General features: G+C 69.9%; 10 protein-coding genes. 5 read left to right on the plus strand and 5 right to left on the minus strand.

The window, feature by feature from the left end; translation table 11 throughout:
- Positions 1-4 precede the first annotated feature (4 nt).
- From bchL to bchF, 5 genes are read right to left on the minus strand one after another with little or no spacing between them, the layout of a single operon-like run.
- Positions 5-898, minus strand: coding sequence for a ferredoxin:protochlorophyllide reductase (ATP-dependent) iron-sulfur ATP-binding protein (gene bchL, locus ASF25_RS20675; protein ID WP_056168789.1), 894 nt, complete (start codon positions 896-898; stop codon positions 5-7).
- Complete coding sequence (locus ASF25_RS20680) at positions 895-4,656, minus strand: magnesium chelatase subunit H (RefSeq protein WP_056306622.1); 3,762 nt, start codon at positions 4,654-4,656, stop codon at positions 895-897. Before ASF25_RS20680 ends, bchL begins: the two co-directional genes overlap by 4 nt.
- Positions 4,631-6,208: a ferredoxin:protochlorophyllide reductase (ATP-dependent) subunit B gene (gene bchB / locus ASF25_RS20685; protein WP_056306623.1), complete on the minus strand. Its 1,578-nt coding sequence runs from the start codon at positions 6,206-6,208 to the stop codon at positions 4,631-4,633. Before bchB ends, ASF25_RS20680 begins: the two co-directional genes overlap by 26 nt.
- 4 nt (positions 6,209-6,212) lie before the next feature.
- A complete protein-coding gene (locus ASF25_RS20690; RefSeq protein WP_056306624.1) occupies positions 6,213-7,496 on the minus strand; it encodes a ferredoxin:protochlorophyllide reductase (ATP-dependent) subunit N in 1,284 nt (427 codons plus the stop codon).
- Positions 7,493-7,999 (minus strand): 2-vinyl bacteriochlorophyllide hydratase, encoded by a 507-nt coding sequence (bchF, locus tag ASF25_RS20695; protein WP_056306625.1) that lies wholly within the window; start codon positions 7,997-7,999, stop codon positions 7,493-7,495. Before bchF ends, ASF25_RS20690 begins: the two co-directional genes overlap by 4 nt.
- Before the next feature lie 365 nt (positions 8,000-8,364).
- Here bchF and ASF25_RS20700 point away from each other — a divergent pair, with 365 nt between their 5' ends.
- From ASF25_RS20700 to ASF25_RS20720, 5 genes are all read left to right on the plus strand, one after another.
- Entirely contained in the window at positions 8,365-9,192 is an 828-nt protein-coding gene (locus ASF25_RS20700) for a cobalamin B12-binding domain-containing protein (protein WP_082479345.1), read from the plus strand.
- Between the two features lie 35 nt (positions 9,193-9,227).
- A complete protein-coding gene (gene ppsR / locus ASF25_RS20705) occupies positions 9,228-10,682 on the plus strand; it encodes a transcriptional regulator PpsR (RefSeq protein WP_082479319.1) in 1,455 nt (484 codons plus the stop codon).
- A 129-nt stretch (positions 10,683-10,811) separates the two neighbouring features.
- Positions 10,812-12,149 carry a BCD family MFS transporter gene (locus tag ASF25_RS20710; protein ID WP_056306626.1) on the plus strand — a complete coding sequence of 446 codons (1,338 nt, stop codon included), beginning with the start codon at positions 10,812-10,814 and terminating at the stop codon, positions 12,147-12,149.
- A 14-nt stretch (positions 12,150-12,163) separates the two neighbouring features.
- Positions 12,164-13,345, plus strand: a complete 1,182-nt coding sequence (locus tag ASF25_RS20715) for a geranylgeranyl diphosphate reductase (protein ID WP_056168843.1) — start codon at positions 12,164-12,166, stop codon at positions 13,343-13,345.
- A complete protein-coding gene (locus ASF25_RS20720; protein ID WP_056168846.1) occupies positions 13,345-13,839 on the plus strand; it encodes a TspO/MBR family protein in 495 nt (164 codons plus the stop codon). Before ASF25_RS20715 ends, ASF25_RS20720 begins: the two co-directional genes overlap by 1 nt.
- The last annotated feature ends 2 nt before the right edge of the window (positions 13,840-13,841 follow it).

Genomic DNA, 13,841 nt, shown 5'->3' on the forward strand with positions numbered 1-13,841 from the left:
CCCCTCAATCGAAGCCGAGGAACTCGAACAGGTCGCGGTCCTTCATCGGGAGCGCGGCCAGCGGCTTGCCGCCGGCCCAAAGATGGGCGGCCAGCCGCATGTACTCGTCGGTGACGGCGATGAGCTCGGGCGTCGGCTCCATCTCGAACAGGGTCGACTTCTTGAGGCGCGAGCGGCGCACCACGTCGAGGTCGGGGAAGTGCGCGATGCGCTCCAGGCCGACGGCGGCGTTGAAGCGGTCGATCTCGTCGGTCTTGGCCGAGCGGTTTGCGATGACGCCGCCGAGGCGGACGTTGTAGTTCTTCGACTTCGCGTGGATCGCCGCGACGATGCGGTTCATGGCGAAGATCGAATCGAAGTCGTTGGCGGTGACGATGAGCGCCTGGTCTGCGTGCTGGAGCGGCGAGGCGAAGCCGCCGCAGACCACGTCGCCGAGCACATCGAAGATCACCACATCGGTGTCTTCCAGAAGATGATGCTCCTTGAGGAGCTTGACCGTCTGGCCGACGACGTAGCCGCCGCAGCCCGTACCGGCGGGCGGGCCGCCGGCCTCGACGCACATGACGCCGTTGTAGCCTTCCGCCACGAAGTCCTCGATGCGCAGTTCCTCGGAGTGGAACTGCACCGCCTCCAGGGCATCGATCACGGTGGGTGCCAACCGCTTCGTCAGCGTGAAGGTCGAGTCGTGCTTCGGGTCGCAGCCGATCTGGAGGACGCGCTTGCCGAGCTTCGAGAACGCCACCGAGAGGTTCGACGAGGTGGTGGACTTGCCGATGCCGCCCTTGCCGTAGACGGCGAACACCTTGGCGGTGCCGATCTTGAGGTTCGGGTCGAGTTCGACCTGAACGCTTCCTTCAGACTGCCGCGACGCGACCGGGTTCCGGATGGCGATGTTCATGCTGCGACCCCTGCGGTGATGCCTTCGAGACGGTCTTCGAGCTCGTCGCCGGCCTCGCGCAAGGCGTCGAGCATGGCGGCGTCGGGCTGCCAGAAACCGCGTTCGTGTGCCTCGATCAGGCGGTTGGCGACCTTGGCCGACGCCGTCGGATTGAGGGCCGCCATGCGTTCGCGCATGGCCGGATCGAGGACGAAGGTCGCGGTGATCTCGCGGTAGACCCACGGATCGACCTGCGCGGTGGTGGCCGACCAGCCCATGGTGTTGGTGACGTGGGTCTCGATCTGGCGCACGCCCTCGTAGCCGTGGGCGAGCATGCCCTCGTACCATTTCGGGTTGAGGATGCGGGTGCGGGTCTCGATGGCGACCTGCTCGTTGAGGGAGCGGACGCAGCCCTCGCCCCGGGTCTGGTCGCCGATATAGACCGGTGCCTCGACCCCGCCTTTCGCCCGCTTCACCGCCCGGCTGATGCCGCCGAGCGTATCGAAGTAATGGTCCACGGTGGTGACGCCGAGTTCCACGGAATCGAGGTTCTGATAGGCGAGATCGACGTCGGCGAGCACGCTCTTCAGGAGCGCGGAATGCTGCACCGGGCGCCCGTCGCGGCCATAGGCGAAGCCCTTGCGCCGGGAGTAGGTCTCGGCGAGTTCGTCTTCCGCGTCCCAGCGGCCGTTCTCGACGAGGTGGTTGACGTTGGAGCCGTAGGCGCCCTCGGCGTTGCCGAAGACCCGGAGTGCGGCCGTCTCGAAGTCGCCGCCGTGGACGCGCTGGTATTCGAGGGTGTGGAGGCGGACGAAGTTCCGCTCCACCGGCTCGTCGGCCGAGGCCGCGAGCAGGCAGGCCTCGGCCAGCAACTTGATCTGCAGGGGCAGCAGGTCGCGAAAGATGCCCGAGAGGGTGACCACCACGTCGATGCGCGGTCGGCCGAGCTCTTCGAGGGGGATGAGTTCGGCGCCGGCGAGCCGGCCGTAGCCGTCGAAGCGGGGCCGGGTGCCGAGCAGCGCCAGGACCTGGGCGATGGGGCCGCCCTCGTTCTTGAGGTTGTCCGTGCCCCACAGCACGATGGCGATGGAGCGCGGCAGGGGCAGGCCGTCGGCGCGGTGGCGGTCGAGGAGGCGCTCGGCTTGGGCGGCGCCGTCCTGGACCGCGAAGGCGCTGGGGATGCGGAAAGGATCGAAGCCGTGGAGGTTGCGCCCCGTCGGCAGGATCGCCGGGGTACGCAGGAGGTCGCCGCCGGGGGCGGGGCGGATGAAGCGGGCATCGAGCGCCCGCAGGAGGGCGGGGATCTCGTGGTCCTGCCCGAGCAGCGCGTCGGTGGCCCCGAGCTCGCGAAGGATGGCGAGGTCGGCCGCCCGCGGGATCGGGCTGCCGGCCCTTAGGGCGGCCTCCGGGCTCGCCCCCGCCACCAGGGCGGCGACGCTGGCGCGCTCCAGCCGGACCCCGTGGATGGAATCCGCCATGGCGATGAGCATGTCGACCCGCGCTTCCGTCGAGAGCGGCGCGCCGACCACGTGGAGGCCGTGCGGGATCAGAGTGTACTCGAGGTCCAGCACCGCGCGGCCGATGCGGGCGATCTCGGCCCCGGAGTCGGTCCAGGCCGGTTCGGCCGGGGAGAGTTCCACCAGGGCGGCCTGCGCCTGGATCAGGGTGGCGAGGTCGCCGCGCTCACGGTTTGATTCCGGGTCCAGGCCGCGCCAGCGCTCGATGGAGCCCTTGAGGTCGACGAGGCCGCGATAGAGCCCCGCATGGGCGATGGGCGGAGTGAGGTAGCTGACCAGGGTCGCGGCCGAGCGGCGCTTGGCGAGTGCTCCCTCGGAGGGGTTGTTGGCGGCGTAGAGGTAGATGTTGGGCACGTCGCCGATGAGGCGGTCGGGCCAGTCGGCGGCCGAGAGGCCGGTCTGGCGGCCGGGCATGAATTCGAGCGCGCCATGGGTGCCGAAATGGATCAGGGCGTGGGCTTTGAAATCCTCGCGCAGCCAGCGGTAGAAGGCGCAGAACGCGTGGGTCGGCGCGAACCCCTTCTCGAACAGGAGCCGCATCGGATCGCCCTCGTAGCCGAAGGCGGGCTGGATGCCGACGAAGACGTTGCCGAACTGGGCGCCGAGCACGAAGATCGAGGCGCCGTCCGATTGCTGCCGGCCCGGAGCCGGACCCCACTGTGCCTCGATCTCGGCGAGGTAGCGCTCTCGCCGCACGTGGGTGTCGGTGGGGATGCGGGTGTGGACGTTGGCGGTGGCCCCGAACCGGGCGGCGTTGCCCGTGACCACGGCTTCGCGCAGGCCCTCGACGCTGCCCGGCACCGCGACGTCGTAGCCCGCCGCCTTCATGGCCACGAGGGTGTGGTGAAGGGATTCGAACACCGACAGGTAGGCGGCGGTGCCGGTGTTGCCGGCGTTGGGCGGAAAGTTGAACAGCACGAGGCCGACCTTGCGCTCGGCCCGTTCCGAGCGGCGCAGGCGGACAAGCTTCTCGACGCGGGCGGCGAGCATCCCGGCGCGCTCGACGCAAGGATGCATGTCGCGGTCGTCCGCGCCCGCAGGGAAGACGCAGGCGACGTGGCAGCCCCGGCACGGCGCGCCCGATTTGTCGGAGCGGCCGCCGAACACCATGGGGCCGGTGGCGCCGTCGAGTTCGGGGATCGCCACCATGATGGTGGATTCCACCGGCAGCAGCCCGCGGTCGGAGGCGCCCCATTGCTCCAGGGTCTGCAGTTCGGCCGGATGGGCGGCGATGTAGGGCACGTCGAGGCGGGCCAGGATGTCCTGGGCGGCGGCCGCGTCGTTGTAGGCCGGGCCGCCGACGAGGGAGAAGCCGGTGAGCGAGACCAGGGCGTCGATGGCCGGCACGCCATCCTTCAGGAAGTAGCGCTCGATGGCCGGGCGCGCGTCGAGGCCGCTGGCGAAGGCGGGGATCACCGTGAGGCCGCGCGCTTCGAGGGCGGCGATGACCCCGTCGTAATGGGCGGCGTTGTCCGCCAGCATGTAGGAGCGCAGGCCGAGCACGCCGACGGTGCCGCGGTTGCCCCGACCCTGGTGACCCGGCAGCGCGCCGGCATCCTCGCCCATCCGGCCGGGCAGGCGCGGATGGTAGACGCCGACCTCGGGATACGCGACGGGCGGGCTGGCCTTGAGCCGCCCGCGATAGATCCGGCGCGGACCGTCGGCGTAGCGGTCCACCAGGGCGCGGATCATGTTGAGGACGTTCTCGTCCGAGCCCGCGAGCCAGTATTGCAGGGTGAGGAAGTAGGCCCGCACGTCCTGGGCGGTGCCGGGGATGAAGCGCAGGATCTTGGGCAGGCGCTTGAGCATCTTCATCTGCTCGGCGCCCGAACTGGCGGCACGCGTCTTCGGCGAGCCGCGCAGGCGTTTCAGCAGCGCCATCGGCCCGGTCTGGCTGCCGTCCATGCTGAAGGCGCCGATGCGGGTGAGCCGGGTGGCCGGCGTCGCGCTCATCATGCAGACGAGGGCGTCGCAGTTGGCACGCCGGGCGGCGAGCTCGCCCAGGACCGGCTGGAAATGGTCCTCCATGAACAGCATCGCGCAGAGCAGGATGTCGGCCGTGGCGATGTCGGCCCGGCAGCGCGCGAGCTTTTCGGGGTCGGTGCTGAACTCGGTGGCCGCGTGCAGGACGATGGAGAGGCCCGGGGCCTCGCGGCGCAGGATCCGGCCCGCCCGCTCGACGGAACTGGCGAGATGCGTGTCCATCGTCACGATGACGACACGCATGGGAATGGCCTCAGCGGCCGAAATGCGCTTTTGCATCGTACAACGTCTCGACGGTGATGCGGGACAGGGCGCGCTCGCGGGCGAACCGCTCGGTGTTGGCGCGGGCCTTGCCGCGCACGAAGAACGGGATCTTCTTCAGTTCCTTCTCGGCCGAAGCCTCCCAGGCGGCCGGTGCGTCGTCGGAGGGCGGTGCGGTCAGCGGGATCTCGATGGCGGGAGCGGCCGGCTCCACTGCCGCCGGCACGGAGGGGGCCGTCCCGTGCCGGGGCAGGTGCGAGGGCGCGGCGCCGTCGTGGAACTCGGCATCCTCGCGGAACATGCCGAGCAGGTGCTCCTCCAGCCCCATCATCAGGGGGTGGACGAGGGTGTCGAACAGGACGTTGGCGCCCTCGAACCCCATCTTCGGCGAGTGCCGGGCGGGGAAATCCTGGACGTGGATCGGAGCCGAGATCACCGCGCAGGGCACGCCCAAGCGCTTGGCGATATGGCGCTCCATCTGGGTGCCCAGGACCAGTTCGGCCCCCGCTGCCTGGATCGCCGCCTCGACGTCGAGGTAGTCGTCGGTGATCGTCGCCTCGATGCCGTGGAGTGCGGCTTCCGCCCGTACCTCCCGGGCGAATTCGCGGGTGTAGGTGCCGAGTCCCACGACCTTGAAGCCGAGTTCCGCCGCCGCGACCCGCGCGATGGCCAGCGCGTGGGTGGCATCGCCGAAGATGAAGACCCGCTTTCCCGTGAGGTAGGTCGAATCGACGGAGCGCGAGTACCACGGCAGGCGCGAGGGGGCGCCGGCAAGGACAGGGGCCGGATCGACGTTCGCCAGCGCCGCCACCTCCTCGACGAAGCGAATCGTGGCACCGACGCCGATGGGTACGGTCTCGACCATGGGCTGGCCGAAGGTCTTCTGGAGGTGCTGGGCCGCCGCGCGGGCGATCTCGGGATAGAGCACCACGTTGAAGTCCGCCGCCGACAGGCGTCCGAGATCGGCCGGGCTGGCGCCCCACGGGGCGACGACGTTCACGTCGATGCCGAGGGCGCCCAGGAGCTTCTCGATCTCGACGAGGTCGTCGCGATGGCGGAATCCGAGCGCCGTCGGGCCCAGGATATTGCAGAGCGGGCGCCGGCCCGCGCGCGGTGCGGGCTCGGCCTTGGGGCCGGCGAGCGCCCGCACCAGCCGATAGAAGGTCTCGGAGGCGCCCCAGTTCTCCTTCTTCTGGTAGGCCGGCAGCTCGAGGGGGATCACCGGGATCGGCAGGTCGAGGGCACGGGCAAGGCCGCCCGGATCGTCCTGGATCAGTTCGGCCGTGCACGAGGCGCCGACGATCATCGCTTCCGGCCGGAACCGAGCGTAGGCGTCCGACACGGCGGTCTGGAAGATCGCGGCGGTGTCGGCGCCCAGATCGCGGGCCTGGAAGGTGGTGTAGGTCACCGGCGGGCGGGCGTCGCGCCGCTCGATCATGGTGAACAGAAGGTCGGCGTAGGTGTCGCCCTGGGGGGCGTGCAGCACGTAGTGCAGGCCCCGCATGGCGGTGGCGACCCGCATGGCGCCGATATGGGGCGGTCCCTCGTAGGTCCAGAGCGTCAGCTGCATGGTCCTAGACCTCCAGCCGGGTGCGGCGAACGAGGGGGCGGGCGAACAGCTCGGCGAGGTCGCCGGCTTGGTCGTAGCCCTGGATCGGCGTGAACAGCAGCTCGATGGACCACTTGGTGGCGAGCCCCTCGGCCTCCAGCGGATTGGCGAGGCCGAGGCCGCAGACGGTCAGGTCGGGCCGCGCCGTGCGGCAGCGGTCCATCTGTGCGTCGAGGCTCTGGCCCTCGACCACCTCGGTGCCCGCCGGCAGCAGGGCGAGTTCCGGGGCCATGTGGCCGCGATGCAGGTAGGGCGTTCCGACCTCGATGAGCGTGGCGCCCATCTCGCGCGACAGGAAGCGGGCGAGCGGTAGCTCGAGCTGGGAATCGGGGAAGAAGAACACCCGGCGGCCCCCGAGCAGCGCTCGATAGGGGGCGAGCGCCTGCTCGGCCCGGCGCAGGCCCGGCGCGGTGGCGTCGGCAAACCGCCCGGGCTCGACGTCGAACGCGTCGGCCGCCGCCCGCAGCCATGCGGTGGTCCCCTCGGCCCCGAGGGGGAACGGGGCGGGCAGACGGGTCGCGCCGCGCGCTTCGAGCGCCCGTGCCGTATCGGCGAGGAAGGGCTGGGCCAGCAGGATGCGGGTGTTCGGCCCAACGGCCGGCATCGCGCCCGCCCGCCGCGCGGGCAGGAAGGCGACGTGCTCCAGGCCCATCTCGGCGAACAGGCGAGCGAACTGGTCCTCCACCACATCCGCGAGGGCGCCGACGACGAGGAGCGAGGGGGCGGCCTCGGCCGCCGTGCGCGGTAGTTCGGGCACGAGGGCTGCGAGGCATGCATCCTCGCCCTGCGTGAACGTCGTCTCGATGCCGCTGCCGGAATAGCTCAGCACCCGCACGTCCGGAGCGAAGCTCTGCGACAGGCGCTGGGCGGCGCGGGGCAGATCGAGCTTGATCACCTCCGAGGGGCACGAGCCGACGAGGAACAGAAGGCGGATGTCGGGCCGGCGCTCGATGAGGCGGCGGGTGACCCGGTCGAGTTCCTCGTTCATGTCGGCGAGGCCGGCGAGATCGCGCTCGTCGATGATGGCGGTGGCGAAGCGCGGCTCGGCGAAGATCATGACGCCTGCGGCCGACTGGATGAGGTGGGCGCAGGTGCGCGAGCCGACCACGAGGAAGAACGCGTCCTGGATCTTGCGGTGCAGCCAGACGATACCCGTGAGCCCGCAGAACACCGCGCGCTGCCCGCGTTCCTGGCGGATGGTGACGCCGCAGCCCGCATCGGCCGTGGGGATCGGAGCGTGGGCGTTCATCGGGCGCCCTCCGCGGCGAGGCGGGAGGCGGGTCCGGCCTCGAGACGCGCGGCCCGCAGCTTCAGGAGGAACTGCGTCGCGTTGATCGCGTAGGAGCCGTAGGCGGCAAGCGCCAGGAGCATCAGGCCGGTGGTCTCGAGCCAGCCCGTCGCCAGGGCCACGAGGTAGGCGCTGTGCAGGGCCAGCACCAGCATGCTGACCATGTCTTCCCAGTAGAAGGCCGGGGCGAACAGGTAACGTCCGAAGACGACTTTCTCCCAGATCGAGCCCGTGACCATGATCGCGTATAGGAGCCCCGTCTTGGCGACGATGGACGCATTGGCCGCAAAGGCCCCTTCGTCCGTAGCCAGAGTGCGCAGGACGAGGGCGAGGCTGACCAGGAACACGAGGAATTGAAGCGGGGCCAGAATGCCTTGGACAAGGGTCCAGGCCGTGGCGTCGCGGCGCGCCCGTTGCTGCGCGTCGTAGAGAGGCTGTCTGTGCCGGCCCTCTCTCTGGCTCATCGCCCGCGCCCCTGTTCCACCCGTCCGACCCCTCACAGGGGGGTCGCTGAGGGGAGGTTAGGAACGGCCAGGACGAGTGTCAAGCTGGCTTTACGTCAATGGAGATTTACTGATTGAATGCAGAATAGTTACAGCTTTGGGATTGTCAAAATGGTTCCGAAGCGTATCGTCGCGGCCTGCACCGACACGGCCACGGTCGCTGTCGAGGGTTTGAGAAGCCCCCGAAAAGACGTGCTTGAGGACGCGGAAGCTCGACGATCAAGATCGTAGCGAAGCAAGAATGCCGTCAGCGACATTGGGAGATTCCAATGGATGAGATGAGGCAGTCCGTTGAGGGCTTCGCTTACGAGGGATCTGGCGGCGACATGCCGGATCTCTGTCGATCGAGCCTCGAGTCCAGGCTCAGCCGCGTCGCCCAAGGGGGACACTGGGGCGATGAGCTCGCGCGCCTCGTCGAAGCGGAGATCATTCCCCGCCTGATGATCGTTCACCGGCCCGAGCCGCGCGGTGAAGTATGTAGTATATTGCCTAGCGCTGAGCAGATCGAGACCTTCAGCACGCTCATGCTCGCACCCGCGGGCGACGCCGTGGAGGCTCGGATCGCAGCGCTGATCGAAGAGGGGCTCACGCCCGAAAGCCTACTCCTCGACCTCCTGGCGCCGACCGCACGCCACCTCGGCGTCCTCTGGGAAGAGGACCTGTGCGATTTCGCCGAAGTGACCGTGGCCATGGGCCGGCTGCAGCGGATCATGCACGAAGTCACCCGGCGCTTCGGCGGCGAGACCCCGCAGCACCGGCACGGGCGCAGCATCCTTCTGTTGCCGTGCCCGGGCGAGATGCACAGCTTCGGTCTCGCCGTGGTCGAGCAGTTCTTCCGCGATGCCGGCTGGGACGTCACCAGCACCGCGCGCGATCCTGAGGGCGACCCCTTCGCGCGGGTGCGGACCACATGGTTCGATGTCATCGGCCTGTCCCTGGCCTGCGAGGCGCTGCTGCCGAGTCTGAACGACGCCGTCGCCGGCCTGCGGCGGAATTCGCAGAATCGTGGGGTTCGTGTCATGGTCGGTGGACCGGTCTTCACGGCCGCTCCGGATTCCTGCAAATGCGTTGGTGCGGATGCAACCGCAGGTGACGCTCGCCAAGCGATCAGCATCGCCGAAAGCTTGCTTGATCTTCCGGCCAGACCCTGCTGAAAGACCCGCCCGACCACATTACCACGTGGTGCACCTTGAATAGCCTGGCGCTTCCAGCCGCGAGCGACGCGTTCGCGGCGCTTCACAAAACCCTCGGCCCCCTCGACGCTCAAGCCGCCGGGCTCCTCGTCGCGGCCGCGACGGATCTGTCCCTCGTCGTCGACGGTGAAGGCGTGATCTGCGACGCGGCCTTCGGCAGTAGCGATCTCGTGGGCGAGGGCTGCGAGACCTGGCTCGGCCAGCGCTGGGCCGATACCGTCACCATCGAGAGTCGGCCCAAGATCGCCGCCTTGCTGAAGGATGCGCAACCGGGTTCCGTGACCCGCTGGCGGCAGGTCAATCACATGTCGGCCAAGGGCATCGATCTGCCCGTGCGCTACGCCGCCATGCGCCTGAAGAGCGACGGCCCGGTCATCGTCATCGGGCGGAACCTGCGGGCGATGGCCTCGCTCCAGCGCACCCTGGCCGAGACCCAGCAGGCCCTCGAACGCGACTACCTGCGCATGCGCGGAGCCGAGACGCGCTACCGACTGCTGTTCCAGCTCGGTGCCGAGCCGGTTCTGGTGGTCGACGCGTCGACCCGTCGGGTCACCGAGGTCAATCCGGCCGCCGCACGCCTGCTCGGCAAGGCCGACAAGCGCATCGTCGGCCACGATGCCGTGGACTTGTTCGACGCGACCAGCACCCGCGACCTCGAATCGCTGTTCGCCGGCCTGCGGGTCACGGGCCAGGCGGGCGATCTCGATGCCCGTCTGGGCAATGCGCGCGGCGCCGTGCGGCTCTCCGCCTCCCTGTTCCGGCAGGAGAGTGCGACGAGCGTCCTCCTGCGTCTCACGCCCGACGCGAATCATGCCTCCGAGGCCGGACCGAGCCGCTCCAGCGCCGGCACCCTCGACGTTCTCCACAACCTGCCCGAGGGGTTCGTGGTCACGGATCCGGCGCGGCGGATCCTCGCGGCCAATCCGGCATTCCTCGATCTGGCGCAGCTCGCCACGGAGGAGCAGGTGCGGGGCGAGCCCCTCGACCGCTGGCTCGGGCGCGAGGAGACCGAGGCCGCCGCCCTGTTCGCGACGCTGGTCCAACACGGTTCCGTCCGGCACTATGCGACGAGCTTTCGCGGCGAGTACGGGGCCGTGGAGGATGTCGAGGTGGCCGCCGTCTCGGTCCCGGGTGGTGCGCAGCCCTGCCTCGGTTTCACCATTCGCAGCGCCCCGCGACGCACGACGCCGGTGGCGTCCGGTGGCCGCGAACTGCCGCGCTCCGTCGAGCAGATGACCGAACTCGTCGGACGGGTCTCGATGAAGAACCTCGTGCGGGAATCCACCGATCTCATCGAGCGTCTGTGCATCGAAGCGGCCCTGCGCATCACACGCGACAATCGCGCCTCCGCGGCGGAGATGCTCGGCCTCAGCCGGCAGGGCCTCTACGCCAAGCTGCGCCGCTACGGGATCGGGGACCTCGACGGACCGGATACCACCGACGAGGCGTGAGCGCTCCGGCACCGGAATCGTGATGCGGAGTGTGTAAATCAAACTTGACACCGATCGGTGTCGGTCACTAGCGTTCCCGGGTGGTGTCGGCCTCGGCCGAAGTGCCGATGGCGCCAGGGAGGCCGGTGGATGGCACCGTTCGCATTCAGTTGGTGGCAGATCGTTCGCCTGGGCTTGGTCCAGACTGCGCTCGGTTCGGTGGTCGTCCTGATGACCTCGACCATCAACCGCGTGATGGTGGTGGAACTCGCCCTGCCGGCCATCGTCCCCGGCGGCCTCGTCGCCCTCCACTACGCCGTCCAGATTCTCCGGCCGCGCTGGGGCTACGGTTCCGATGTGCACGGCCGTCGTACCCCATGGATCGTCGGCGGCATGGCCGCCCTGGCACTCGGCGGATTCGGCGCCGCCGTGGCCACGGCCCTCGCCGAGACGCATCAGACGGCCGGTCTCGCCCTCGCGGTGCTGTCCTTCCTCACCGTCGGCATGGGGGCGGGCGCGGCCGGCACCTCGCTTCTCGTTCTCCTCGCCACCGGGGTCGAGGACCGGCGCCGGGGGGCGGCCGCCACCGTCGTCTGGGTGATGATGATCGCGGGCTTCGCCATCACCGCACCGCTCGCCGGCCATTTCCTCGATCCGTTCTCCGGTGCGCGCCTCGTCGCCGTTTCCGGCACGGTTTCGGCCATCGCCTTCTGCGTCGCGGCCCTGGCCGTGCGCGGTGTTGAGCCCGTCGGAGCGGCCCGCGACACGCGGGACGCCACGACGAAGAAGCCGTTCCGGGCGGTGCTTGCCCAGGTGTGGGCCGAGCCGGCCTCGCGGCGCTTCACGGTGTTCATCTTCGTGGCCATGCTCGCCTACAGCGCGCAGGAACTCATCCTCGAACCCTTCGCCGGCCACGTGTTCGCGATGACGCCTGGGGGAACCACCAAACTCGCGGGGCTCCAGCACGGCGGCGTGCTCGCCGGCATGCTGCTGGTGGCCGGGCTCACCATGGGGATCGGCGGCCCCGTCCTCGGCTCCCTCAAGGTTTGGACGACGCTCGGGTGCGTCGGCTCGGCGGCGGCGCTCCTCGCCATCGCGGGCGGCGGTCTCGTCGGCCCGGACTTCCCGCTGCGCGCCGCCGTGTTCGCCCTCGGGCTCGCCAACGGCGTCTTCGCGGTGGCTGCCATCGGGTCGATGATGGGGCTCGCCGGAGCCGGCGGCGAGGCCGAGCGCGGCACCCGGATGGGCGTGTGGGGCGCCGCGCAAGGCGTCGCCTTCGGTGCCGGTGGCTTTCTCGGCACCGTGGCGGTGGACGCAGCCCGCCTCGTCCTGCCGCCGGTTCAGGCCTATGCCGGCGTGTTCGCGGCCGAGGCCGCACTGTTCCTCGTCGGCGCAGCCCTCGCCCTGCGCGTCGCCCACACCCCGGCCGCGCGCCGCGCGCCCCGCTCCGATCACGCTCCCTTCGCGCCGAGCCTGTCCACGAGGTGACGTCCATGTTCAGCATGTCCGAGCCGGAAACCTTCGACGTGGTGGTGGTGGGCGGCGGTCCCGCCGGGGCCACGGCCGCCACCGATCTCGCCCGGGCGGGACGGCGGGTCCTCCTTCTCGACAAGCCGGGCCGGATCAAGCCGTGCGGCGGTGCGATCCCGCCGCGCCTGATCCGCGACTTCGCGATCCCCGACGATCTGCTGGTGGCCAAGGTCCGCTCCGCCCGGATGATCTCGCCGAAGGACCAGCGGGTGGACATGCCGATCGGCGACGGCTTCGTCGGCATGGTCGATCGCGAGCATTTCGATCCCTGGCTGCGCAATCGCGCCGTCCTCGCCGGGGCGGACCTGCGCGCGGCAACGTTCGACCGGATCGACCGCGATGCCGAAGGGCTGGCGACGGTCCATTACCGGCAGGGCAACGCGCCGCGCCGGGTGCGAGCCCGCCTCGTGATCGGGGCGGACGGGGCGAGTTCCACGGTGGGGCGGGCCGAGATCCCCGGTCACGCCGCCATGAAACAGGTCTTCGCCTATCACGAGATCGTCCGCCTGCCGCCCGAGGGCGGCGACGTCGAGGCGACGCGCTGCGACGTCTATTATCAGGGGAAGCTCTCGCCCGACTTCTATGCCTGGGTCTTTCCCCACGGCGATACCATCAGCATCGGTACGGGCAGCGCCCGCAAGGGGTTCTCCCTGCGCGGCGCCATCCGCGAATTGCGGGCGTCCACGGGTCTCGATGCCGGGCAGACCGTGCGCCGCGAGGGAGCCCCGCTGCCCCTCAAGCCCCTGCGCAAATGGGACAATGGTCGCGACGTGCTGCTGACGGGGGATGCCGCGGGCATCGTCGCCCCGGCCTCGGGCGAGGGCATCTACTACGCGATGCTCGGCGGGCGGCTGGCGGCGGAGGCCGCCGAGCGTTTCCTCGTCACCGGCAAGGCCTCGGCCCTGGCCCTGGCCCGTAAGCGGTTCATGCGCCTGCATGGCCGCATCTTCTTCATCCTGCGCATCATGCAGGGCGTCTGGTATCGCAACGATTCCCTGCGCGAGCGCTTCGTCGCCATCTGCCGCGACAAGGACGTCCAGCAGCTGACCTGGGATTCCTACATGAACAAGGAGCTGGTCCGCGCCAAGCCCGTCGCCCACGTGCGGATCTTCTTCAAGGACCTCGCCCATCTGTTCCGGTGGGTTTCACCGTGATGGAATCCGGCCAGTGGAACTGGACGCCGATCGCCGTGGCGGCGGGCATCGCCCTCGTGGTCGCGGTGGCCGGCGGCGTACTCACCACCATCGGTCCCTGGTACCAAAGCCTGCGCCGCCCGGACTGGAAACCGCCGGATTGGGCGTTCGGGCCGATCTGGACCACGATCTTCACCCTCGCGGCGATCTCGGCCGTCCTGGCCTGGAACGCCGATGCGAGCCCGGAGCGGCGCAGCGCGCTCCTGGTCGCCTACGCGGTCAATGCCGTCCTGAACATCGCCTGGAGCGCGATCTTCTTCCGGATGCGCCGACCCGACTGGGCGCTCGCCGAGGTGGTGCTGCTGTGGCTGTCGATCCTCGCCCTGATCCTCGTGACATTGCGGGTCTCCACCCTCGGAGCTGTGCTCCTCCTGCCCTACCTCGCCTGGGTCGGCATCGCGGCCGTGCTCAACCGCGCCATCGTGCGCCTCAACGGCCCGTTCGGGGCGGCGTGAGG

The sequence above is a fragment of the Methylobacterium sp. Leaf100 genome, from assembly GCF_001422845.1.
In the GTDB taxonomy this organism is placed as follows: domain Bacteria; phylum Pseudomonadota; class Alphaproteobacteria; order Rhizobiales; family Beijerinckiaceae; genus Methylobacterium.

What these genes read in the sequence shown, in the direction of transcription:
- bchL (WP_056168789.1), bottom strand. Translation starts at nt 898, where the DNA reads ATGAACATCGCCATCCGGAACCCGGTCGCGTCGCGGCAGTCTGAAGGA.
- ASF25_RS20680 (WP_056306622.1), bottom strand. Translation starts at nt 4,656, where the DNA reads ATGCAAAAGCGCATTTCGGCCGCTGAGGCCATTCCCATGCGTGTCGTC.
- bchB (WP_056306623.1), bottom strand. Translation starts at nt 6,208, where the DNA reads ATGCAGCTGACGCTCTGGACCTACGAGGGACCGCCCCATATCGGCGCC.
- ASF25_RS20690 (WP_056306624.1), bottom strand. Translation starts at nt 7,496, where the DNA reads ATGAACGCCCACGCTCCGATCCCCACGGCCGATGCGGGCTGCGGCGTC.
- bchF (WP_056306625.1), bottom strand. Translation starts at nt 7,999, where the DNA reads ATGAGCCAGAGAGAGGGCCGGCACAGACAGCCTCTCTACGACGCGCAG.
- ASF25_RS20700 (WP_082479345.1), top strand. Translation starts at nt 8,365, where the DNA reads ATGCCGGATCTCTGTCGATCGAGCCTCGAGTCCAGGCTCAGCCGCGTC.
- ASF25_RS20710 (WP_056306626.1), top strand. Translation starts at nt 10,812, where the DNA reads ATGGCACCGTTCGCATTCAGTTGGTGGCAGATCGTTCGCCTGGGCTTG.
- ASF25_RS20715 (WP_056168843.1), top strand. Translation starts at nt 12,164, where the DNA reads ATGTCCGAGCCGGAAACCTTCGACGTGGTGGTGGTGGGCGGCGGTCCC.
- ASF25_RS20720 (WP_056168846.1), top strand. Translation starts at nt 13,345, where the DNA reads ATGGAATCCGGCCAGTGGAACTGGACGCCGATCGCCGTGGCGGCGGGC.